Origin of the sequence: Dactylosporangium sp. McL0621 (genome assembly GCF_049995355.1) — a bacterium.
Lineage (GTDB): Bacteria > Actinomycetota > Actinomycetes > Mycobacteriales > Micromonosporaceae > Dactylosporangium.
In genome coordinates, this window is the sequence record NZ_CP188259.1 from 11,620,001 (window position 1) to 11,641,890 (window position 21,890).

The 21,890-nt window shown below is 71.2% G+C and carries 25 protein-coding genes and 2 tRNA genes (1 of these 27 cut by a window edge); 6 read left to right on the forward strand and 21 right to left on the reverse strand.

Annotated elements, in window-relative coordinates; all coding sequences use genetic code 11:
• The 6 genes from ACPPVO_RS55070 to ACPPVO_RS55095 all read right to left on the reverse strand — a co-directional run.
• Positions 1 to 274 carry the 5' end (the start) of a carbon-nitrogen hydrolase family protein gene (locus ACPPVO_RS55070; protein ID WP_426507584.1) on the reverse strand. It extends 521 nt beyond the left edge of the window, so 274 of the gene's 795 nt are visible here — the first part of the coding sequence; it begins with the start codon at positions 272 to 274; its stop codon lies off the left edge, out of view.
• A 10-nt stretch (positions 275 to 284) separates the two neighbouring features.
• A complete protein-coding gene (gene clpX, locus ACPPVO_RS55075; protein WP_360378037.1) occupies positions 285 to 1,583 on the reverse strand; it encodes an ATP-dependent Clp protease ATP-binding subunit ClpX in 1,299 nt (432 codons plus the stop codon).
• A 236-nt stretch (positions 1,584 to 1,819) separates the two neighbouring features.
• The gene (locus ACPPVO_RS55080; RefSeq protein ID WP_360378040.1) at positions 1,820 to 2,479 is read right to left on the reverse strand and encodes an ATP-dependent Clp protease proteolytic subunit; all 660 of its coding nucleotides are present in this window, start codon (positions 2,477 to 2,479) and stop codon (positions 1,820 to 1,822) included.
• 11 nt (positions 2,480 to 2,490) lie between these two features.
• Complete coding sequence (locus tag ACPPVO_RS55085) at positions 2,491 to 3,141, reverse strand: ATP-dependent Clp protease proteolytic subunit (protein WP_360378043.1); 651 nt, start codon at positions 3,139 to 3,141, stop codon at positions 2,491 to 2,493.
• A 131-nt stretch (positions 3,142 to 3,272) separates the two neighbouring features.
• Entirely contained in the window at positions 3,273 to 4,643 is a 1,371-nt protein-coding gene (tig, locus tag ACPPVO_RS55090) for a trigger factor (protein WP_426507586.1), read from the reverse strand.
• Between the two features lie 62 nt (positions 4,644 to 4,705).
• Positions 4,706 to 4,779: transfer RNA gene (locus tag ACPPVO_RS55095), tRNA-Pro, on the reverse strand.
• Between the two features lie 145 nt (positions 4,780 to 4,924).
• On the opposite strand from ACPPVO_RS55095, the gene ACPPVO_RS55100 reads away from it, so the two are divergent.
• Positions 4,925 to 4,995 (forward strand) — tRNA-Gly (locus tag ACPPVO_RS55100).
• Between the two features lie 284 nt (positions 4,996 to 5,279).
• Positions 5,280 to 5,591, forward strand: coding sequence for a hypothetical protein (locus tag ACPPVO_RS55105; RefSeq protein WP_426507588.1), 312 nt, complete (start codon positions 5,280 to 5,282; stop codon positions 5,589 to 5,591).
• A 59-nt stretch (positions 5,592 to 5,650) separates the two neighbouring features.
• Here ACPPVO_RS55105 and ACPPVO_RS55110 read toward each other — a convergent pair whose 3' ends face one another.
• From ACPPVO_RS55110 to ACPPVO_RS55130, 5 genes are all read right to left on the reverse strand, one after another.
• Positions 5,651 to 6,328 carry a GntR family transcriptional regulator gene (locus tag ACPPVO_RS55110; RefSeq protein WP_426507589.1) on the reverse strand — a complete coding sequence of 226 codons (678 nt, stop codon included), beginning with the start codon at positions 6,326 to 6,328 and terminating at the stop codon, positions 5,651 to 5,653.
• A gap of 59 nt (positions 6,329 to 6,387) precedes the next feature.
• Positions 6,388 to 7,746 (reverse strand): RNA polymerase sigma factor, encoded by a 1,359-nt coding sequence (locus ACPPVO_RS55115; RefSeq protein WP_426507591.1) that lies wholly within the window; start codon positions 7,744 to 7,746, stop codon positions 6,388 to 6,390.
• Positions 7,747 to 7,776: 30 nt separating this feature from the next.
• Complete coding sequence (locus ACPPVO_RS55120) at positions 7,777 to 8,184, reverse strand: YciI family protein (protein WP_426507592.1); 408 nt, start codon at positions 8,182 to 8,184, stop codon at positions 7,777 to 7,779.
• Positions 8,185 to 8,249: 65 nt separating this feature from the next.
• Positions 8,250 to 8,927: an alpha/beta fold hydrolase gene (locus tag ACPPVO_RS55125; RefSeq protein ID WP_426507594.1), complete on the reverse strand. Its 678-nt coding sequence runs from the start codon at positions 8,925 to 8,927 to the stop codon at positions 8,250 to 8,252.
• Positions 8,924 to 9,574 (reverse strand): DUF2625 family protein, encoded by a 651-nt coding sequence (locus tag ACPPVO_RS55130; RefSeq protein ID WP_426507596.1) that lies wholly within the window; start codon positions 9,572 to 9,574, stop codon positions 8,924 to 8,926. Before ACPPVO_RS55130 ends, ACPPVO_RS55125 begins: the two co-directional genes overlap by 4 nt.
• Positions 9,575 to 9,694: 120 nt before the next feature.
• Between ACPPVO_RS55130 and ACPPVO_RS55135 the strand changes: the two genes are divergently transcribed.
• Positions 9,695 to 10,537 carry an SDR family oxidoreductase gene (locus tag ACPPVO_RS55135; RefSeq protein WP_426507597.1) on the forward strand — a complete coding sequence of 281 codons (843 nt, stop codon included), beginning with the start codon at positions 9,695 to 9,697 and terminating at the stop codon, positions 10,535 to 10,537.
• Between the two features lie 48 nt (positions 10,538 to 10,585).
• Here ACPPVO_RS55135 and ACPPVO_RS55140 read toward each other — a convergent pair whose 3' ends face one another.
• Entirely contained in the window at positions 10,586 to 11,308 is a 723-nt protein-coding gene (locus tag ACPPVO_RS55140; RefSeq protein ID WP_426507599.1) for a tyrosine-protein phosphatase, read from the reverse strand.
• Positions 11,305 to 12,975, reverse strand: coding sequence for a protein kinase domain-containing protein (locus ACPPVO_RS55145; protein WP_426507600.1), 1,671 nt, complete (start codon positions 12,973 to 12,975; stop codon positions 11,305 to 11,307). Before ACPPVO_RS55145 ends, ACPPVO_RS55140 begins: the two co-directional genes overlap by 4 nt.
• Positions 12,976 to 13,081: 106 nt before the next feature.
• On the opposite strand from ACPPVO_RS55145, the gene ACPPVO_RS55150 reads away from it, so the two are divergent.
• Together ACPPVO_RS55150 and ACPPVO_RS55155 are read left to right on the forward strand one after the other, a co-directional pair.
• Positions 13,082 to 14,302, forward strand: coding sequence for a GNAT family N-acetyltransferase (locus tag ACPPVO_RS55150; RefSeq protein ID WP_426507602.1), 1,221 nt, complete (start codon positions 13,082 to 13,084; stop codon positions 14,300 to 14,302).
• Positions 14,303 to 14,389: 87 nt separating this feature from the next.
• Positions 14,390 to 14,860 carry a hypothetical protein gene (locus tag ACPPVO_RS55155; RefSeq protein WP_426507603.1) on the forward strand — a complete coding sequence of 157 codons (471 nt, stop codon included), beginning with the start codon at positions 14,390 to 14,392 and terminating at the stop codon, positions 14,858 to 14,860.
• 168 nt (positions 14,861 to 15,028) lie between these two features.
• On the opposite strand, the gene ACPPVO_RS55160 is transcribed toward ACPPVO_RS55155, so the two are convergent.
• From ACPPVO_RS55160 to ACPPVO_RS55195, 8 genes are all read right to left on the reverse strand, one after another.
• Positions 15,029 to 15,496, reverse strand: a complete 468-nt coding sequence (locus ACPPVO_RS55160; RefSeq protein ID WP_426507604.1) for a ribose-5-phosphate isomerase — start codon at positions 15,494 to 15,496, stop codon at positions 15,029 to 15,031.
• A 13-nt stretch (positions 15,497 to 15,509) separates the two neighbouring features.
• Positions 15,510 to 15,692 (reverse strand): hypothetical protein, encoded by a 183-nt coding sequence (locus ACPPVO_RS55165; protein ID WP_426507605.1) that lies wholly within the window; start codon positions 15,690 to 15,692, stop codon positions 15,510 to 15,512.
• A gap of 66 nt (positions 15,693 to 15,758) precedes the next feature.
• On the reverse strand, positions 15,759 to 16,937 hold the full coding sequence (locus ACPPVO_RS55170; protein WP_426507606.1) for a DUF1015 family protein: 1,179 nt from the start codon (positions 16,935 to 16,937) through the stop codon (positions 15,759 to 15,761).
• Between the two features lie 17 nt (positions 16,938 to 16,954).
• Complete coding sequence (locus ACPPVO_RS55175) at positions 16,955 to 17,170, reverse strand: hypothetical protein (RefSeq protein WP_426507607.1); 216 nt, start codon at positions 17,168 to 17,170, stop codon at positions 16,955 to 16,957.
• Positions 17,171 to 17,304: 134 nt separating this feature from the next.
• Positions 17,305 to 17,718, reverse strand: a complete 414-nt coding sequence (locus ACPPVO_RS55180) for an ATP-binding protein (RefSeq protein ID WP_426514878.1) — start codon at positions 17,716 to 17,718, stop codon at positions 17,305 to 17,307.
• A gap of 87 nt (positions 17,719 to 17,805) precedes the next feature.
• Positions 17,806 to 18,135 carry a DUF3817 domain-containing protein gene (locus tag ACPPVO_RS55185; RefSeq protein WP_360378081.1) on the reverse strand — a complete coding sequence of 110 codons (330 nt, stop codon included), beginning with the start codon at positions 18,133 to 18,135 and terminating at the stop codon, positions 17,806 to 17,808.
• A gap of 5 nt (positions 18,136 to 18,140) precedes the next feature.
• Positions 18,141 to 18,389: a hypothetical protein gene (locus tag ACPPVO_RS55190; RefSeq protein WP_426507609.1), complete on the reverse strand. Its 249-nt coding sequence runs from the start codon at positions 18,387 to 18,389 to the stop codon at positions 18,141 to 18,143.
• 129 nt (positions 18,390 to 18,518) lie between these two features.
• Positions 18,519 to 19,148 (reverse strand): disulfide bond formation protein DsbA, encoded by a 630-nt coding sequence (locus ACPPVO_RS55195; RefSeq protein ID WP_426507610.1) that lies wholly within the window; start codon positions 19,146 to 19,148, stop codon positions 18,519 to 18,521.
• 185 nt (positions 19,149 to 19,333) lie between these two features.
• Between ACPPVO_RS55195 and pepN the strand changes: the two genes are divergently transcribed.
• On the forward strand, positions 19,334 to 21,877 hold the full coding sequence (pepN, locus tag ACPPVO_RS55200; RefSeq protein WP_426507611.1) for an aminopeptidase N: 2,544 nt from the start codon (positions 19,334 to 19,336) through the stop codon (positions 21,875 to 21,877).
• The last annotated feature ends 13 nt before the right edge of the window (positions 21,878 to 21,890 follow it).

Below are 21,890 nucleotides of genomic sequence, written 5' to 3' on the forward strand. Positions count from 1 at the left end.
ACGTGTGCTCGTCATCGGGTCCGGTCTCGTGGAACGAGCCGGCGTGGACCCACATCCCGAGCTCGCGCGCGGCGTCGGCGAAGAACGTCGCGAACTCCCCGTCGACGGACTCGGGCGCGGGCGCCGAATGCGCCCGCCCGAGGTAGTCCACGTACTCCGGGAGGACCGCTAGATCCGCTCCCCCATCGGATGCCCGCTGAAGCAGCGTACGGGCCGCCTTGAGGTTCTCAGCCCGGTCGTCGCGGGCATTGAGCTGACATACCGCTACGCGCATAGACGCCAGGCTACGCCGACTTCTCCTCGCGGTCCGCCCGTCGCCGGCCGACCCGATGCGCGGCCAGGTCCCGCGGCACGATCGTCGGGATGACCTTCTCCAGCACCACCTCGCGGGTGATGAGCACCCGGGCGATGTTGGGGTTGCTCGGCACCTCGTACATCACGGAGAGCAGAACCTCCTCCATGATGGCCCGCAGTCCGCGGGCGCCGGTGCCGCGCAGGATGGCCTGATCGGCGATCGACTCGAGGGCCTCGGCGTCGAACTCGAGCTCCACGCCGTCCAGCTCAAACAGCCGCTGGTACTGCCGCACGAGCGCATTCCGCGGCTCGGTCAGGATCTTCACCAGCGCGTCGCGGTCGAGGCTCTTCACGCTCGTGATGACCGGCAGGCGCCCGATGAACTCGGGGATCAGGCCGAACTTGAGCATGTCCTCCGGCATGACGTCGCCGAACGAGTCGTCGGCCGTCCGGTCGGTGATCGAGCGGAGGTTGGCCCCGAAGCCGGTGCCGCCCTTGCCGACCCGCTGCTGCACGATCCGGTCGAGGCCGGCGAAGGCCCCGCCGCAGATGAACAGCACGTTCGACGTGTCGATCTGGATGAACTCCTGGTGCGGGTGCTTGCGGCCGCCCTGGGGCGGCACGTTCGCGACCGTACCCTCGATGATCTTCAGCAGCGCCTGCTGGACACCCTCGCCGGAGACGTCCCGCGTGATCGACGGGTTCTCCGACTTGCGCGCGATCTTGTCGACCTCGTCGATGTACACGATGCCGGTCTCGGCGCGGCGGATGTCGTAGTCCGCGGCCTGGATGAGCTTGAGGAGAATGTTCTCGACGTCCTCGCCCACGTAGCCGGCCTCGGTGAGCGCCGTGGCGTCGGCGATCGCGAACGGCACGTTGAGCATCCGCGCGAGCGTCTGGGCCAGGTGTGTCTTACCGCAGCCCGTGGGGCCGATGAGCAGGATGTTGGACTTCGCCAGCTCGACGCCGTCGCCGCCCGAGCTGCCGCCCGACTCCGCCTGCACCCGCTTGTAGTGGTTGTAGACCGCCACCGCGAGCGCCTTCTTGGCCTGGTCCTGCCCGACGACGTACTGGTCGAGGAAGGCGCAGATCTCCATCGGCTTGGGCAGCTCGTCGAACTTGACGTCGCCCGACTCCGCCAGCTCTTCCTCGATGATCTCGTTGCAGAGATCAATGCACTCGTCGCAGATGTAAACGCCTGGGCCGGCGATCAACTTCTTCACCTGCTTCTGCGACTTGCCGCAGAAGGAGCATTTCAGTAGGTCGCCGCCGTCGCCGATCCGTGCCACCTACGATCTCCCTGCCTTCGGCCGGACCCAACGTCCGGATCGCATCTGCTCGCCTGCGGGCCTGATGCACGCCCACGCTGGCTACTGCCTCGACGTTACCTGGTGGTCGCCCGTATTCCGACCCCCTACGCGGGGGTGTCTTTTTGGCCGGCCTCCCGACGCCACCCGTCGGAGACCCCATCGGCCCGCCCAACCTCCAGGTTAGGGCGAGCCGATGGGGTGTTGCACGCGAGTCGTCAGCTGCCCGACGCCACGAGGCTGGACTTCTTCCGGCTGACCAGCACGTTGTCGACCAGGCCGTACTCCTTGGCCTCGTCCGCCGTGAGGATCTTGTCGCGGTCGATGTCCTTGCGGACCTTCTCGACCGGCTGGCCGCTGTGCCGCGACACCATGTCCTCGAGCTGGGTCCGCATGCGCATGATCTCCCGGGCCTGGATCTCGATGTCCGAGCCCTGCCCGTAGCCGCCCTCGGTGGCCGGCTGGTGGATGATGATGCGCGAGTGGGGCAGCGCGAGACGCTTGCCCGGCGTACCCGCCGCCAGCAGCACCGCGGCCGCGCTCGCGGCCTGGCCCAGGCACACCGTGAGGATGTCGGGCCGGACGTACAGCATGGTGTCGTAGATCGCCGTCATGGCCGTGAACGAGCCGCCGGGCGAGTTGATGTACAGCGTGATGTCCCGGTCCGGCTCCGTGCTCTCCAGCGTCAGCAGCTGCGCCATCACGTCGTTGGCCGACGCGTCGTCGATCTGCACGCCGAGGAAGATGATCCGGTCCTCGAACAGCTTGTTGTACGGGTTGGTCTCCTTGATGCCGTAAGACGTCCGCTCGACGTACGACGGCAGGATGTAACGGTTGTGGACCTCGCGCAGCGCCGGCGGCAGGCTCAGATCGGTCATGGCTTCGCTCCTCAGGCCAGAGTTCCGGCGCCTTCCGGAGCCTGCTGGGCCCCGGTGATCACCTTGTCGATGAAGCCGTAGTCCCGCGCCTCTTCGGCGGTGAACCAGCGGTCACGGTCGGAGTCGGACTCGATCTGCTCGAGCGACTGACCGGTGTGGAACGACACGCGCTCCTGGAACATGCGCTTCGTGTAGAGCATCTGCTCGGCCTGGATGGCGATGTCGGAGGCCGTGCCCCCGATGCCACCGGACGGCTGGTGCATCATGATCCGCGCGTGCGGCAGCGCCATGCGCTTGCCCGGCGCCCCCGCGCACAGCAGGAGCTGGCCCATCGAGGCGGCCATGCCCATCGCCACAGTCGCCACGTCGTTGGTGACGAACTGCATGATGTCGTAGATCGCCATGCCCGAGTAGACGGAGCCACCGGGCGAGTTGATGTACAGCCAGATGTCCCGCTCATCGTCCTCAGCTGCCAGCAGCAGCATCTGGGCGCAGATCCGGTTGGCGACCTGATCGTTGACCTCGCTGCCAAGGAAGATGATGCGCTCCTTGAGCAGCCGGTTGAAAACCGAGTCGTCGAGCGTCAGGCTCGTGTCCGCGCCCCGACCGCGCCCGTGGGGCGCGGGACTGACTGGCGACGCTGGAATATGCAGGTCGGTCATGGCAGCCCTTCGCAAGAGTCTTGTACTTGCCGACCCTAACCGGTGCGAGGAGCCTCAGCTTCCCGTGCTCACCGCATTTCGCTATGAGCGCACCGTGGTGAAGGCCGGGGTTTTTGCCCCGGCCTACAACGTTAGTGGTTGTGACCCTCGTGATCCCCGTGATCGTGACCCTCGTGCTCGTCGACCGCGCCGCGGAGGTCCTCGAGGCTCAGGGCGGTCCCCTCGCTGTCGACGATCTTCACCCGCTCGAGCACGATCCCCAGGGCCTTGCCGCGGCGCACGTCGCCGAAGACCGCCCCGGCCACACCGGCCTGGACCAGCTGGTCGTAGTACTGCTGGGGGCCGAGGCCCGCCCGCTGCGCCCGGTGCACGATCTCGTGCCCGAACTCGTCGTCGCTGACCTGTACGTCCTCGGCGTCGGCCAGGGTGTCGAGCACCAGCTGCACCTTGACGCCCTCGACGGCCGCCTCGTTGAGCTCGGCGTCCATCTCCTCCTCGGACTTACCCTCGGTCTGCAGGTAGTCGTCGAACGAGGCCCCGATCCGCTGGAGCTGGTCGTTCATCGACTCCTTGCGCGACTCGACCTCGTCCTTCACCACACCCTCGGGCGCGGGTACTTCGGTCGCGTCGATGACCGCCTTGAGGGCGAGGTCACGCGCGGAGTACAGCTGCTCCATCCGCTTCACCCGGGTGAGCCGGGTGCGCAGGTCGTCCTTGAGCTCCTCGAGGGTGTCGAACTCGCTCGCGAGCTGCGCGAACTCGTCATCGACCTCGGGCAGCTGCTTGTCCTTGACCGACTTCACGGAAACCGACACCTCGGCGTCGCGGCCCTCGAACTCCCCGCCCACCAGCTGCGTGGTGAACGTCGTCGAGTCGCCGGCGCCCATGCCCACGAGCACGTCGTCGAGGCCCGGCACGAGCTGGCCGGAGCCGACCTCGTGCGACACGTTCGTCGCGCTGCCGCCGGGCACCTCTTCGCCGTCGACGGTCGCGACCAGATCGATCTGCACGTAGTCACCGACGAGCGCGGTCCGCTCCACCGTCTTGAGCGTGGCGAACCGGTCGCGCAGCCCCTTGAGCTGCTCGTCGACGTCATCCTCGGACACCGCGAGCGCGTCGACCGTAACGGTGATCTCGCCCAGGTCCGGCAGGTTGATCTCCGGCCGCACATCGACCTCGGCCGTGAACTTCAACGGCTGCCCATCGGCGAACTCGGTGATCTCCACCTCGGGCCGGCCGAGCGTCTTCACCTCGTGCTCGCGCACCGCGGCCAGGATCTGGGTCGGGATGACCTCCTGCACGGCCTCGTTCAGCACCGCACCGCGCCCCACCCGCTGGTCGATGACCGCCGTGGGCACCTTGCCCCGACGGAACCCGGGGATGTTGACCTGTGAGCCGATCTCGCGGTACGCCTTCTTGAGACTCGGCTCCAGCTCGGCGAACGGCACCTCGATTTCGAGCCGCACGCGAGTCGGGCTCAGGGTCTCGACGGTGCTCTTCACAGAACTTTCTCCCTCGTTACTACGGCTGCGGACTGACAGCTGCGCTTCTTCGTTGTTCCCGGTCGGGGTGGCGGGATTTGAACCCACGGCCCCTCGCTCCCAAAGCGAGTGCGCTACCAAACTGCGCTACACCCCGGTGGTGTGCGTCGGCAAGTGTATGCGCTCCGCCGGAGACGTCGCCGCTCGGTATACCGGTGTCGCACACCGTGGACCCCCCGCCCCCGACGATCGGACGGATGATTCGGTAGGCTGGTGCGTGCACCCCGGTGGACGGGGCGCACGCGGGCGTAGCTCAATGGCAGAGCTTCAGTCTTCCAAACTGACGGTGTGAGTTCGATTCTCATCGCCCGCTCTGGATTTACCTTTCCTGGGGAAGCTTCGCTCCACCCAGACCCCCTCAAAAGCGGCGCCGGGCCCGTCTAGCAGCAAAAAGGTTCTCTGACCCACGCAACGTCGGGTGTACCCCACGTGCCTGCGACGGTCCCCATCAGCACCCGATCCACACGCCAAAACCCCCGGGCGTACTCCTATTTCGATCTTGTATTCGGCCGCCGTGCCAGTGGCGTGCCAGATCTTGCGGGCCGATTCCTCGTGGCGGACGCAAACGGCGGCGACAGTCCGCCATGAGTTGAGCCGGTGCCCGTCGACGATCCGGCCGAAGCTGCGCGGGCCGTAGGGCAGCTGCCGCCGCCGAGCGCTCCTCACGTGGTGATCCGGCCGTTGCGGTTGCCGTTCGACCTCGATGCCACCGTTCGTGCGCTGGCGGAGCAGCGCGGCGTTTCGATCTCGGCCATGTATCGGGACCTGATCACTGCCGGGCTCGGGGTGACGACCGGCGCCGCGCCGGACCCCGTTGCGGAGCTGCGCGGCATCCAGGCCGCGGCGCAGCGGGCGCTCGACCGGCTCGCCGGCGGAGGCACCACGACGCCGCTTCGGGTCGTCAAATAGCAAGGGCAAAAAAATAACCCCGGCGTCGGGGCTGGAAGAACGCTGGGCTGGGCGGCGGATCAGATGTCGTAGGTCTCGTTCAGTTCGGACGCCTCGCGGGACAGTACCGCGTCCACGCCCAAGAAGGCCTCGCCCGCCGCGTCGTGCACCGTCATCAGCGACACCGCCACGCTGCGGCGGTGGGGTAACGACAGTGCCGTCGTCTCCGCCGCTGTCGACAGGCGGGCGCCCAGGCGCTCGATCACGTGGTGGGGGCGGCGGCCGTGGCAGTTCTCGAGCTGGTCCAGCAGGCCCCGGGACCTGTCCAGGCCGAACGGCGTGAAGACCGTCGTCAGGGCCAGCGGGGTCGCGTCCAGGCGGGCCACCCGGTAGCGCGCGGCGAACACGGTGCCGCCCGGGGGCAGGTTCAGGATCACCGACATGCGCGGCGGGGCCAGCATGCGGCGGGCGCCCAGGCACTCGGCGTGGCGGTCGGCCTGGAGGAGGTACTGCACGCGGCGGGGCAAGGTCGACAGGGTCGCCACCGGGCGGCCCAGGACGATGCGGCCCTTGCCCTGCACGCCGCGGACCCAGCCCTGCTGGCGCAGCTGCCGCAGGGCGCGTACGACGGTGGAGCGGGACGTTCCGAACTCGCGGGTGAGCTGGGCCTCGCTCGGCAGGAGATCGCCCACGGCCAGGACTCCGCGGTCGATGCGGTCCTGCAGGACGGTCATGATCTCGGCGTACTTCGGCTCCACGGCGGCGGCTGACCCTTCCGGGATACAGGGGTTGCGAGCCGCCTCCGCACAGATTAGTACTAATGCCACCGAATGGGGAAGGCGCCCAGCTTGACCTCGTGCGGGCCCTCGTGGCCGGCGGGCTTGGCGCAGCGGACCTCCAGTTCGCCCGTTGCGGTGGTCGTGGTCTTCGTCGCGGCGCAGGTCGTCATGATCGACGAGACTAGTCGAACATCAGTGCTAATGTGGGCCAGTCGGCCGAAGAGGTACTGGCGCGGGGGCAGCGCGCCGGCCAGGGACGCCGCTCGCCGGTAGGACTCGCTCGCGGCCGGGAGGTCGCCGGACATCTCCAGCAGGTGCGCGCGCACGGCGTGCAGGCGATGGTCGCCCTCCAGCTCGGGCAGGTCGTCCAGCAGGGGCAGGCCGGCCGCCGGGCCGCGGGCCATGGCCACCGCGACCGCGTGGTTCAGGGCCACCATCGGGCCGGGGGCGCGGCGCATGAGCAGCTCGTACAGGGCCACGATCTGCGGCCAGTCCGTCTCCGGGGCGCTCGGGGCCTCGTCGTGCACCGCGGCGATCGCGGCCTGCAGCTGGTACGCGCCGGGCACGCCGCGCGGGAGGGTCGCGGTGATCAGAGCGATGCCCTCGGCGATCTGCTCCGCGTTCCACCGGGTGCGGTCCTGCTCGGCCATCGGCACCAGCGAGCCGTCGGGCGCGGTCCGCGCCTCGCGGCGCGCGTCGGTCAGCAGCATCAGGGCGAGCAGGCCGGCCGTCTCCCGGTCGCCGGGGAGCAGGCGGTGGACCAGGCGGGTCAGGCGGATGGCCTCAGCGGCCAGGTCGGGGCGGTGCAGGGCGTCGCCGCGGGTGGCCGCGTAGCCCTCGTTGAAGATCAGGTACAGCACGTGCAGTACCACCGCCAAACGCTCTTGCCGGTCCGCCGGGGGCGGCAGGGCGAACGGCAGGCCGCTGGCCTTGACCCGTTGCTTGGCGCGGCCGATCCGGCGGGCCATCGTCTCCTCCGGGAGGAGGAACGCGCGCGCCACCTCCGCGGTGCTGAGGCCACCGATCGCCCGCAGGGTGAGCGCCACCTGCGCGTCGGGCTTGAGCGCGGGGTGGCAGCACATGAACAGCAGCACCAGCGAGTCGTCGGTCTGCGCAATTTCCGGGTGTACCTCATGAGCCAGTCGGAACACCGCCTCCTCCCGGCGCCGGCGGGCCTGCTCGGCGCGCAGCAGGTCGGTGAGCCGGCGCGCCGCGACCGCGATGAGCCAGGCCCGCGGGTCGGCGGGCGGGTCGTCCGGCCACTGGCGCGCGGCGGCGAGCAGGGCCTCCTGGACGGCGTCCTCGGCGGTGCCGAAGTGCCCGTAGCGGCGTACCACCGCGCCGAGGACCTGCGGCGCCAGCGTGCGCAGCAGATCCTCGAGCGCGGTGCGCCGCATCAGAAACCCGCGTCGGCGGCGGCGGCCACGTCAGAAGCCCGCGTCGGCGGCGTGTTCGACGATCGGGCGCACGTCGGCGTACGCGGTCGCGGCCACCTCGGGCGGCGCCGGGCACTCGCGGAAGCGCAGGGCGATCTGCGTGGCGCGGTCGAAGCTGTCGCACTCGACGATCCAGTAGCCGGCCAGGACCTCCTGCGTCTCCGCGTACGGCCCGTCGGTGACCAGTCCCGTCGCGCCCCCGATCCGCCGCGTGTGCACCGGCGCGTCCAGCGCGCGGGTCTCCACGAGCTCGCCGCTCGCCTCGAGCTCCGCGGTGAACGTCGCCATGAACTCGCCCATCGCCGCGAAGTCCGCCGGCTTCCAGAGTGACTCGCTGGCCTTGCCCGCCATGGCGTCGTAGTCGCGCTGGGAGGCATAGCTGAGGATGATGTACTTCACGATCGCGCCCCTTCGGTTCGGTGTCTTCGCGGGCTACGTCGGAGCCGCCGCCCGCATCCGGACCGTCAGCCCAGGAATTCTTTGACCGCGGCCGCGAACTCGGGCCCGGCGGTGCTGTGGATGCGGTGCCCCACCGGAATCGTGACCAGCTCGGCGCCCGGGATCGCCGCGGCCACCGACGCGACGCGGGCGGGCGGGATGTGGCTTCGGGGGCCTCCCGACAGTACCAATGCCGGCGCCTGGATCTTTTCCAAGCCGGCCCACCAGGACGGATTGGGCTCCCGGAGCTCGTGGATGGCCGACATCAGCGCATTGCGGTCGAAGCGGCGCCGGGACAGCCCGCCCGCCACGGCCGACAGCGCCAGCCGGGCGCGCGAATATCCCCCGGCGCGGACCCCGTCGCGGGGCGGCGCCGGCGGGTCCTCCAGCACGAGGCGGCCGACCCGGTCCGGGTGGCGCTGCGCGACCGTCGCCGCCGCGAAGGCGCCCAGGCTGTGGCCGAGCAGCACCGGCGCGTCGAGGCCGAGCTCGTCGAGCAGCCCGCCCACGTCGTCGGCGTGATCATCCAGGGTGTACTCCGCGCAGCGCGGGCTGTCGCCGTGCCCGCGCAGGTCCGGGGCGACGACCCGCCAGCCGGCGAGCTCGCGGGTGAAGGCGTCCCAGGTGCCGCGGCCGCTCCCGCCGCCGTGCAGCAGGACGATCGCCGGGCCGTCTCCCCCGGTGTCGTTGCGCGCCAGCCTCATGCGCCCAGCTGGTCGGCCATGTCGTGCTTGACGATGAGCAGCTCGGACATCGAGACCGGGCGGCGGTCGACGGTGTCGAGGTCGCGGCCGTCCTTCGCGAACAGCGGCGGCGCGGTGCTGATCCCGGCGTCGAACGGGCAGGCGGCGACCTCGTCGCGCCAGCCGGGCCAGCGCCAGCTGAGGTAGAACTGGTCGGCGGCGCCGGCGAGCATCGCGTACAGCCAGTCGGTGTAGCCGAGCGTGAGATCTTCCCAGCGCAGGGTGTCGGGCGCGAAGTAGTGGATCGTCGGCCGCCCGTCGGTCTCGCCCTGCCGCCACACGAACTCGCCGCCGAGGATGTCCTGGGCCACGACCAGCCCGGCGGGCTCGAAGCGCTCGTTGACCTCGTGGATGTCGGCCAGCCGGCGGCGCGGGTGGCCGGAGCCGAGCACGCGCAGCCAGCCGTCGTCGAGGATGAGGCCGCCGGTGCCGTACACCAGCGCACCGAGCCACGAGCTCGTGGCAACCTGGAGCCGCCGCAGGCAGTCGGCGGCCCGGTCGGGGTCGGCAGGCAGCAGCTCAACCGCGTACGGAGAGCCGGACACCGCCGCCTCGATCTCGGCCCAGGCGGACCGGTCGTCGGAGATCAGCTCCGCCAGCGAGCGCACCCGCCCAACTGTACGGCCGCCTTCCGCCGGACACGAACGACGGAAAATCGGCGCTGAATGATTGTCATTCACGTTTCTCGGACTGTCGGTCGGCGGATACTGAGAGTCACTATGTCGAACATGACTCGTCGCTGGTTGATCACCGGTTGCTCCACCGGCCTGGGGCGCGCACTGGCGGAGGCGGTCGCCGCTTCCGGGCAGCAGGTGCTGGCCACCGCCCGCCGCCCCGAGACGCTCGAGGACCTCCAGGACCGGTACCCCCGAACGCTTGCCACCTGCGTCCTCGACGTACGCGACCCCGACGACTGCCACAACGCCGTACACGCGGCCCTGGCCCGCTACGGCGGCGTGGACGTACTGGTCAACAACGCCGGTAGCGGCCACTTCGGCGCCGTCGAGGAGGTCACCGACGCCGAGCTGGAGGCCCAGCTGGCAGTCAACCTGGTCGCACCGTGGCGCCTGACCCGGATGGTGCTGCCGCTCATGCGGGCCCAGGGCTTCGGCGACATCGTGATGGTCTCCTCCACGGCGGGCCGGGTGGCGATGCCGGGCCTGGGCGCGTACGCGGTCGCGAAGTTCGCCCTGGAGGGCCTCGTGGAGACCCTGGCGCTCGAGCTCGCCGGGAGCGGCGTGCACGTGACCGCGCTGGAGCCCGGCGTGTTCGCCACCGAGTGGGGCGCGTCCCTGACCGAGTCGGCCGAGCACCTACCCGCCTACGCCGGCGTAACCGAACCCGTCCGCGCCGGCGTGCGCGCCCTCAAGGCCCTGCCGGTAGCGAGCCCGCCGACGGCCTTCGCGGCCGAGGTGCTGCGCTACATCGCGTCGGACCAGCGCCCGGTACGCCTGCCGGTCGGCGCGGACGCGTGGGCGGGCCTGCTGGACGCCGCCCAGCGGGACTACACGGCCCTGCTGAACGCACGCCCGGTCTCGACCCCGGTGGCGCCGGACGCGGTGGCCGTATAGACCCGCATGGCCAGGTAAGCCGGCATGAACCCCGATCTATCGCGCGGACTACGACGCCAAGATGAGGTTCCGGCGCAGAGCGGCCAGCTCATCAGCCGTAAGCCCGTAAGAACGAGCCCACCCCTCCATCCCGCCCCACTGCTCCCGCACCAGATCAAGCATCCGAGCCATCAGCGCGGCCTCGGGCTCCCAAGCCGGCAACACCACCGGCCGAGGCGGCAACCCCAGCCGGTCCACGACAACCGCCACCCGCTCATGAATCGTCGGCATGGCCTTGGCCGTGGCCGCATAGTCCGCCGCAATAGCGTCCTCCGGCACGCCCAGCAGCCCGAGCACCACCGCCGCCAGCACCCCGGTCCGGTCGCACCCGGCCTCGCAGTGGAAGACCGCCGGCAGCGTGCCGGCGCACGAGAGCAACCGGACGGTGTCGGCCAGCACCGGCCCCTTCTCGGTGAGCATGGCGACGTAGTGCCCGACGAGGTCCTCGGCCCCGCTGACGTCCGCGATGGGGGCCGGGTAGTACTCGACGGCCGCGCCCGAGAGCAGGCCGCGGCCCAGCTGCGACACCTCGTACTCGCCGCGCAGGTCGATCACGGTGGACAGGCCCAGGTCGCGGACCAGGCGGTCGGCGTCGGCGGGGGTGGCGTAGGCGAGGGAGTCGCTGCGGAAGAGTACGCCGGGGCGCACGGTGCCGCCCTCCGCCGGCAGGCCGCCGAGGTCGCGGAAGTTGACGAGCCCTTCCAGAGGCTTGCGCCGGCGCCAGAATCTCACCCGATGAGGTCCTTCACCCAGTGGTAGAGGGACACCGCCCCGCTGACCTCGCGCAGGTACGCGATGCCCGCCGCGGCCAGGAAGAGTCCGGTGATCGCGTGGGCGCCGCGGGCGCTGCGCCGCGGGCGGCCCAGACGCTGCTCGAGGACGAGGCGGCCCAGCAGCCGCGACAGCGCGAACACGCCCACCGCGACGCCGAGCACGACCAGGAACGCGATGAACGGCCCGTTGAGGCTGCCCTCGCTGTCCAGCGCCCACAGGCCCCAGCAGATGAACGCGATGATCGCGCCGGTGCCGGTGTACTCCCACCCGAGCTTGAGCTGCCGGGCGCGCTCGCCGCGCGGTGGGGAGTACCGCGGCCGCTGCTCTTCCGGCTCGATGTCCATCATGCCCGTCGGCTCCGGCGCGGGGCGCGGGACGACCTTGGCCCGGCCGCGCATCTGCGGCACTCCGTCGGCGTTCACGGCGACACCTCCACTGGAGACCGGCGCACCCGACACGGGGGGTGCGGGGACCGGCGGTACTTCCTGCTGGAACGCGGTCGGCGGGGCGGCCCCCGTGCGCAGCGCGACGAGCTCGCGCTCGAGGCGCTCGATGCGCTGGTAGGCGTCGGTCTCGGTACCGCTGACGGAAGGGCGGGCCCGTCCGACGACCCGGCCCGTCTCGCCCGGCTCGGCCTCGTGCCAGTCGCAGCCCACGTCCGGCAGGCCGGAGCGGCGTACGAGGTCGGCCAGGTGCGCGAGCCACGACTGCAGGTCGCGGGTCTGCGGGCGGTCCGACGGCCGGTCGGCCAGCGGCAGATGCAGGTGGTCGCGCAGGGCCGGCAGGCGCTCGAGCAGCGGGTGGCGGCGCAGCACGCTCCACGGCGGCGGCGACGCGTCCGGCGGGCCGCCCTGGTCGCTGCGGCCGTCGACGCGCGGGTAGGCGCCGGTGACCATGAAGTACGCGACCGCGCCGAAGCCGTGCACGTCGTACGCCGGTCCGACGTACTTCACCCCGCCGAACGCCTCCGGGCCGCCCGACTCCGGGGTGTAGGCGATCTGGGTGATCTCCTCCTCGCGGAAGTACCGCGCGCCGGTGAAGTCGATCAGGCGCACCTCGCCGGTGGCCAGCACCATCAGGTTGGACGGCTTCACGTCCATGTGCAGCACCGGCGTTGCCCCGGACTCCTGCGGGTTGTGCAGGTGCTGCAGGACCACGGCCAGGGTCTTCAGGGCCACGACGGCGTTGAGCCGGCGGCCGGCGGTGGCCGACCCGGAGCGCTGCACCACGTATTCGCGCAGGTTGACGCCGTGCAGGTAGTCGTACACCTGGTAGGGCACGGCGTCGCCCGGGGCCGGGCGCTCCCCCGGGCGGTGCGGCGGCGGCCCGTAGAAGCCGTCGGCGCGCCGGCAGATGCCGGGCACCCCGCGGTTGTTGAGATCCATGAGTACGGCGTCGCCCTTGTCCCACGAGCGCAGCTCGTCGGCGATCGGGCGTTGCGGGTCGACCCGGAACACCTTCACGGTCATCGGCGCCGAGGTCACCCCGCCGGCGACGCGCACCGCGCGGTACACGTCAGCCTGACCGCCGGAGCCCAGGTGGGCCACCAGACGGTACCGCTGGAACGTCTCGGCCAAAGGGCTCGCCGGACCGCAGACGAGGTCCAGCAACGCACCCTGCGTCATCGTGTCGCTCCCCCCAGCATTCGTGTTGCCGCCCCCATACGGTTTCGAGAGTAACGAGCGCGCAAATCGGTCGCGCCGACCGGAGGTCACGAGGTAGACACAACCGATGAGCGACTATGTCCTGCGCACCGCGACGGAAGCCGACCTCGAGGCGATCGCGCGCGTGCGCCGGGAGGCGTTCGGCGCGACCGGCGAGTACAACCCCGAGGGAACGTACCGCTCCGTCTTCGAGGCCGGCCGCACCCACCTCGCCGAGCAGGACGGGCAGGTCGTGGCGGTCGCGGGCGCGTTCACCCGCGACCTGGCGGTGCCGGGCGCGGTGATCCCGGCGGCCCACGTCACCGGCGTGTCGGTCTCCGCGGTGCACACCCGCCAGGGGCTCCTCAGCCGCCTGATGGCGGCCCAGCTGACGGCCGCGCCCGAGGCCGTGGCGGTGCTGTGGGCCTCCGAGGGCCGCATCTACCCGCGGTTCGGATACGGCCTCGCCGCCCAGAACGTCACCATGCGCGCCGATCGCCGGGACCTCAAGGTCACGGCCCGGCCGGCGCCCGGGACGTTGCGCTCGGGCAACCCGGCGGAGCTCCTCAAAGAGCTTTCCGAGGTGTACTCGCGCGTGCTTCCCGGCAAGCCCGGCTGGTCGAGCCGCGACGAGACCTGGTGGCGGCACCTGACCGCCGACCCGGAGCGCGACCGCGGCGGCGCCACCAAGGCGCGCGCGGTGCTGTACGAGAACGCGGACGGGGTGGTGGAGGGCTTCGCGCGCTTCCGCATCGGCCCGGGCTGGGACGACAACGGCCCGAAGCAGGAGGTCAACGTCATCGAGGTGGTCGCCGGCACGCCCGCGGCCTACGCCGAGATCTACCGCTTCCTGCTGCGCATCGACCTCGCCCGCACCCTCGTGCAGGGCTGCACCAGCGCCGACGACCCGCTCTTCCACCTGGTCGACGAGCCGCGCCAGCTCGGCGCCAAGGCGGGCGACGGGCTCTGGCTGCGCATCATCGACGTGCCGCGGGCCCTCACGGCGCGCCGGTACGCGGCCCCGCTCGACGTCGTCTTCGAGGTCACCGACGCGCTGGTCCCGGGCAACGCGGGCCGCTGGCGGCTGCGCGCGGGCGCGGGCGGCGCGCTCGTCACCTGTACTCCTGCCGACGGCGAGCCCGACTTCACGCTCGGCATCACCGAGCTCGGCGCGGCCTACCTGGGCGGCACCCGGCTGGGCGCGCTGCACCTCGCGGGCCGTGTCGGCGAGCGCCGCCCGGGCGCCGTGGCCGCCGCGAGCACCGCGTTCGGCTGGCCCGTCGCCCCGTATTCGATCGAAATCTTCTGATTTCTCGGATGCTGCGGCCGCAGGCGGTAGATTCGGCGGATGGGTGGGATTCAGCGCCGGCGGCGCCGCATGCGGCAGCATCAACCGGTGACCACCCAGACCCCCGCGGAGCCCGAGGTCCCGGACGAGCCCGCGCCACCGGTCGAAGAGCCCCCCGCCCAGGCGCCGGCCGCGCCGCCCGCCGTGCCTCCGGCCGCGCCGCGGCCCTCGCCCCACCACCTCGCCGAGCTGTCGGGGACGTTCGCGATGACGGCCGCCGTGCATGACCCGGAGCCGGTCGAGGCGCCGCCGGCCGCGGCCGCCCCGGAGGACGACCACCCCCTGCACCACCATCATCACCAGCACCACGACGAGGTGGTCTCCGAGCGGGGCCTGCGCGGCCTGGTCGGCGGCGGGGCGTCCCAGGTCTCGGTGTCGGCGGCCCTGCGCGCCCGGGACGCGGCGCGCCCGACGGACGCGGATCTGGCCGCGGCGGAGCGCGACCTGCAGATCATCCGGCGGGGCTGGGTGCCGCGCGAGGAGCTGACCCGGCCCGGCCGCCGCTCACCGACGTCGTGACGGTTAGGGGCTGTATCGAAGTGGGGGTCGGAGCGAGGCGAGGCTCAGGCGTCGGCTGGGGCCGCGCCGGGCGCGCCCCGATACCGGGGTTGTATCGGGGTGTGACCGGGGTGGTTCCAGCCGACGCCTGAGTCCGCCGCAGCCCGGCCATCCACTTCGATACAGCCCCTAGGGCAGCGGCGGCAGGACGCGGGAGTCGTCGTACTCCTGGACCTGCACGATCCGCCGGGCGTGGCGCTCGTTGCCCGAGAACTTCGTCGACAGGAACGTCGTGACGAGGGTGGTCGCCTCGTCGAGGGTGTGCTGGCGCGCGCCGATCGCCACCACGTTCGCGTCGTTGTGCTCGCGGGCGAGCTGAGCGGTCTCGACGTTCCAGGCCAGGGCGGCCCGCACGCCGGGGACCTTGTTGGCGGCGATCTGCTCGCCGTTGCCCGAGCCGCCGATCACCACGCCGAGGGCGGCGGGGTCGGCGACCACCCGGGCGCCCGTGTGGAAGCAGAAGACCGGGTAGTCGTCGTCCGGGTCGTACTTCGCCGGTCCGACGTCCACGACCTCGTAGCCCTGCAGCCCGAGGGCGCTGACCAGGTGCACTTTCAGCTCATAGCCGGCGTGGTCCGAACCAAGGTAGACGCGCATACCCGGCAGTCTGTCAGAGCCGGATCAACCCCAGGCACGAACCCGCCAGCAAGCCGCCGCCGAGCAGCACGAGCCCGAACACCCAGCCGGCGGTCGCGCCCGTCTTGAGCCGCAGAATCCGCCGGCGGTCCCAGACGAGCGCGGCCGCGGCGAACGCGCCGATTCCGCACGCGGCGATCATCGCCGCGATGAACATCTGCATCTGCATGTACACACCCCAGGCCCGAAGTACAGCGGCCTAGTGTGTACCACGATCGGGTGACTAGAACGAATCGAGCTGCGCCACCACGAGACCGGCCCGGGCCTTCGGGGTGAACCAGGTGCTCTTGCGCGGCATCTTCTGGCGGGCCAGGTTGACCGCCACGAAGTCGTCCACCGTCACGGGGGCGATGAGCACGGCCAGCTCGGCGCGGCCGGCGTCGACCTCGGCGCGCAGCCACTCGGCGGGGTAGTCGCCCCCGACGTACGTGATCCGCTTGTCGCCCGGCTCCAGGCCGAGCGCCTCGGCGAAGAGCCGGCGCTCGACGAGGGCGTGGTCGAGGTTGTCCACGACGCCCTGGTCGGCGGCCCCCGGCAGGCTCACCGACCAGGCGCCGTCGCGGGTGTAGAGGTGCACGCGGCCGCCGGTGGCCGGAACGCCGGCCGGGCCGGACAGCGGCTGCCGGTCGAGGTCCTCGAGCGATCCGGGCAGTTCCGAGACGAGACGGTTGTACGGCTGGATGGCCACCGACTCCGGAGTGGTGACGACGGCCAGGAAGCGCTCGTACCCGGCGGTCTGCGCGGCGAGGCTGCGGTGGTTGCCGTCGGCGACGACGAGCTCGCCGCCGCCGGCGAGGGCCAGGAGGCGGTCGCGGGTGGTGCCGGCGCCGACGGCCCAGATCTCGTGGGCACGGCCGGACGGGTCGGTGTCGGTGACGGCGGGGCGGCCGGCGTCGGCCACGGCCTGGGCGAGCGCGGCGTGCAGGGCGTCGCCGTGGGCGGTCTGCAGCAGCAGGACCGGCGACAGCAGGTGCCCGGTGGCCTCGGCGAGGGCGACGCGCTCGCGGACCTTCTCGATGAAGACGTCCTCGTTGCGGATGACCGCGCCGGGCTCGTCGGCGCTCGTCGAGATCTGGTCGGTGGCGACCATGCACCACAGGCCGTAGGCGCGGGCGCCGTCGGGCGCGGTGATCCGGTAGAGCACCACGACGTCGTCGGCGGGTGCGTAGTGGCCGTCCTCCTTCGCCGCGCGCAGGCGCTCGACGGCGTCGGGGAGGCAGTCGAGGAACGGGCGGCCGACGCTGTCGGGGGCTCGGTGCGGCATCTCGACCGCCAGGGCGCTGGCGGGGTTGGCGGCGATGATCGCGGTGATCTCCGCGTCGTCGGCGAACTCGTCGTAGTTCTGCGCGCCGGTCCCTCCGGTGGAGAGCCAGGCGTGGGCGATCGGGTGCGCAACCGTCATGCGTACGACGCTATAGGTCAGCCGACGCGGGCCGCGGCACGGGGGTTTGCCCGTCCCGCAGTGCGGCGCGGGGCGCCGGCGGCCACCGTGTCGAAGCGCACGACGACGGGCGGCGCCAGGAGCGCGCTCACGTCGTCGGGCAGCGAGGGCAGCTCGTCCTTCCAGGTCCGTTCCTGGACGGTGCAGCGGGTCTCAGACATGGTCTCGGCCTTCTCCAGAAATTTCGTCGTCACCGGATGCAACGGCACCCGTCCGTACGGTTGCCGCACTCGATGTGCGACTTCCAGAGAACTACACGGATCCGCCGCGGCAAGGTTTCTGTCGGCGGCGCGGCACGAAAATGGGACGTTCGGAGAATGCTTGGGCCCTAAGTGAAGACTGGCGTCGTACGGGTCAGCAGCTTGACGATCCGAAGAGCCATCCCGCGCGGATGATGGCGGCGCAGCTCCACCATGTCGGACAGGGCATGGATGATCTTCAGGCCGCGGCCGCTCTCGGAGTCGGGCCCGACGTCCCTGGGGGTCACGCTGTCCGGGCCCGCGCCCTCGTCGACGACGTCGATGATGCAGCGATCCTCGTGGATGGTGACCGTCACCTCGTAGTCGGCCCCGGTCTCGGCGTGCTGGACCGCGTTGGCGCACGCCTCGCCGACGGCCAGGCCGATGTCCTCACGGCAGTCCGTGGTCACGGAGAAGACGGCCAGCGCCGCGTCGAGCACCCGCCGGGTCAGCGGAACGGTGGTGGTATCCCTGGGCAGAGAGAGCGAAAGCCGGACTTCCATGCCCACGGGAAACTCCCCTCGCGCCGCCAATTCGGTTGCACCGTAAGGATGCCCCGCACGGAAGGGGAGGAAACTTGCAGCTCGCGTTCAGGCGGCGGTGCGCACCGGCTCCGGGGCCGCGGCGGCACGCACCCGGCGGGTCACCACGCGCTCGGCCACGAACGACAGGAACGGCACCGTCCCGGCCAGCAGCACCAGCACGGTGAAGCCGATCTTCCAGCGCGCCCGGCGGGCCAGGTCGGCCGCGAGCAGCAGGTACACCATGTAGAGGAAGCCGTGCGCGGGCCCGACGATCGCGACGATCGTCTCGTCGTCGCTGGTGTACTTCAGCACCGTGCCGACCGTGAGGACGATCAGCAGCACGCCGACGATCCAGGCCACGACCCGGTAGCGGGTGAGGGCGGGGTTGAGGTTCATCTGCTTCATCCTGGGAAGTCGCTCGAGCGGCGGTCGGGGTTGGCGGCGAGCCAGGCCAGCATCCGGTTGTACTGGGCGAGCTCCGGATCGTCGTCGTCCACGGGCGCGGCGACCGGCACGCGCGGCCGCAGCGGGGCCGGGCCGGGCCTCGGCGGCGCGCCGGTCCCGCGGGCGTCGCGGATCGCGCGGGCCCAGAGGAACACGACGAAGACCGCGAAGAGCGGCCACTGGACGGTGTACGCCCAGCTGAGCATGTTCCCCGCGGTGGCCCTCTGGTACTGCCACACACATGCGGCAATGCACACGGCCACCCCGACGAGTGTCAGGACATGCCCGAGCACCCATCGGGGAGTGAAGAACTGCCGCACAAGTAGCCAGGCTACTCAGTCGAAGACCGGGCCCACGTCGCGGGTGCGCTTGATCTCGTAGAAGCCGGGGGTGCCGGCGACCAGGAGCGTGCCGTCCCACAGGCGGCCGGCGGCCTCACCCTTCGGGCGCGGGGTGACGACGGGGCCGAAGAACGCGATGAGGTTGCCGTCCGGGCCCGGCACGTGGATGACCGGCGTGCCGACGTCCATGCCGACCGGGTTCATCCCGGCGAAGTGGCTCTCCCGCAGCTGCGCGTCGAACTCGGTCGACTCCGCGTACTCGGCCAGGTCGGCCGGCAGGCCCGCCTCGACGAGCGCGGCGCGGTACAGCTCGTCGCCGAGCTCCTGCTTCTCGTGGTGGATGCGGGTGCCCAGGGCCGTGTAAAGCGGACGAAGTACATCATTTCCGAACTTCTGCTCCGCGGCGATGGCCACCCGGACCGGCGCCCAACCCTTTGCCAGACCCTCCTTGTATTTCTCCGGCAGTTCGTCGCGGCCCTCGTTGAGAATCGAGAGGCTCATTACGTGGAAACGCACGTCGACCGGGCGTACCTGCTCGACCTCGAGCAGCCAGCGGGAGGTGATCCAGGCCCACGGGCAGCGCGGGTCGAACCACATGTCGGCGATGACGCGGTCTTCGGCCATGACGGTGACCACCTCACTAGTGAAAGAGTCGGAAACCCGATCCGATCCTTACGCAACCCGCGCGTGAGGTACCACTTCGGGTAGGAGTGACCTGAGCCACTCCCCCAGTCTCCTCCGCGAGCATGGAACACTCGGGGTGACGCCGTCGACGGGGACGGCCACAGCGAAACGACAGGAGACGACACGTGGCCGGTGTACGCAACCTACGCCAGGTCGAAGCCGTCGAGCGGGCCCGCCTGCTCGGCGTGACGGCGTACGACATCAGCCTCGACCTGACCGACGGCGCCGGAAATCCGGGGGAGGGCACGTTCCGGTCGACCACCGAGGTGCGCTTCACCTGCCGGGAGCCGGGGGCGGGGACCTTCATCGAGGTCGCCGCGGTGGCCGTGCACGGTGCCACGCTCAACGGCGCGCCCGTCGACGCGAGCGGCTGGTCCACCGAGCGCGGCCTGGTCCTGTCCGGGCTGCAGGCCGACAACGTGCTCGTCGTGAACGCCGAGTTCGCGTACTCCGCGACCGGCCAGGGCCTGCACCGCAGCGTCGACCCCGTGGACAAGGAGGTGTACCTCTACAGCCAGTTCGAGACGGCCGACGCCCAGCGCGCCTTCGCCTGCTTCGACCAGCCGGACCTCAAGGCGGAGTTCACCTTCCGCGTGACCGCGCCCGCCCACTGGAAGGTCATCTCCAACATGCCGCTGGAGCGGCAGGAGGGCCTCGTGCGGCACTTCCAGGCCACGCCGCGGATGAGCACCTACATCACCGCCGTGTGCGCCGGGCCCTACCACGAGGTCCGCGACACGCACGACGGCATCGACCTGGGTGTGTTCTGCCGGCAGTCGATGAAGCAGTACCTCGACGCCGATGACATCAACCTCGTGACGAAGCAGGGCTTCGACTTCTTCCACGAGGAGTTCGGCATCCGCTATCCGCTGCCGAAGTACGACCAGGTGTACTCCCCGGAGTTCAACGCCGGCGCGATGGAGAACTTCGGCTGCGTGGTCCACGCCGAGCAGCACTACATCTTCCGCTCGCCGGTCACCGACTTCGAGTACGAGCAGCGCGCGAACACGATCCTGCACGAGCTCGCGCACATGTGGTTCGGCGACCTCGTGACCATGCGCTGGTGGGACGACCTGTGGCTGAACGAGTCGTTCGCGGAGTGGGCCAGCCACTGGTGCAACACGCACGCGACCCGCTTCACCGACGCGTGGACGACGTTCCTGTCGGTGCGCAAGAACTGGGGCTACCGGCAGGACCAGCTGTCCTCGACGCACCCGGTCTACACGGAGATGCCCGACGTCGAGGCGGTCGAGGTCAACTTCGACGGCATCACCTACGCCAAGGGCGCCAGCGTGATCAAGCAGCTGGTCGCGTACGTGGGCATCGACGCGTTCCGCAGCGGCCTGCGCGCCTACTTCCAGCAGCACCAGTGGGGCAACGCCACCTTCGACGACCTGCTGACCGCGCTCGAGTCGGCCAGCGGCAAGGAGCTGCGCAAGTTCGCCGCCCAGTGGCTGGAGACGGCCCAGGTGAACACGCTGCGGCCGGAGATCACGGTCGCGGCCGACGGCACCTACGAGCGCGTCGTGGTGCGCCAGGAGGCGCCGGCCGCCTACCCGACGCTGCGCACGCACCGCATCGGCATCGGCCTGTACGACCTGTCCGGCGGGGCGCTGGTGCGCCGCGACCTGGTCGAGGCCGACGTCGACGGCGAGCAGACCGAGATCGCCGCGCTCGCCGGGGTGCGTGCGGCCGATGTGCTGCTGCTCAACGACGACGACCTCACGTACGCCAAACTGCGCCTCGACCCGGCCTCGATGTCGGTCGTCGTCGAGCACATCGACGGGCTGGACAACTCGCTGGCCCGGGCGCTGGTGTGGTCGGCCTCGTGGGACATGGTCCGCGACGCCGAGCTCGCCGCGCGCGACTACGTGAAGCTCGTCGGGACCGGCCTGGCCGCCGAGCGCGACATCAACCTCGTCACCGCGACCATCCGCCAGGCCCAGTCGGCGCTGGTGTTCTACGCCGACCCGGCGTGGGCGCCGCAGGGCTGGGCCCAGCTGGCCCGCACGGCCCGCGCGGCGCTCGACACGGCCGAGCCGGGCAGCGGCTTCCAGCTGGCCTGGGCCCGCTCGTTCGCGGCGGCCGCGCGCAGCGAGGCCGACCTGGCGGTGCTGGCCGGCTGGCTGCGCGGCGAGGACGTGCCGCCCGGCCTCACCATCCAGGCCGACCTGCGCTGGGGCATCCTGCACTCGCTGATCGCGGCGGGCGCGGCCGACCCGGCCCAGATCGAGGCCGAGCTGGACCGCGACCGCACCGCGAGCGGCGAGCGGCAGGCGGCGCTGGCCCGGGCGCTGGTGCCGACGGCGGAGTCGAAGGAAGAGACCTGGCGCCGGCTCACCGAGGACCACGCCCTGCCGAACTGGCTGCAGCGCTCGATGCTGCAGGGCTTCCAGCACTCGGCGCAGACGCGGCTGACGGCCTCGTTCGTGCCGGCGTACTTCGACGCCCTGCTGCCCGTGTGGGAGAACCGCGACAGCGAGCCGGCGGCCGAGTTCGTCGAGATGGCGTACCCGGCCTACCAGGTGAGCGAGGACACCGTCGCGCGCACCGAGGCCTGGCTCGCCACCCCGGACAAGCCGGCCCCCTTGCGCCGCCTCGTCGGCGAGGGCCGCGACGGCATCGTGCGAGCCCTCAAGGCCAGGGCCAAGGACGCCGAAGCCTCCTGACAAAGCCAAAAGC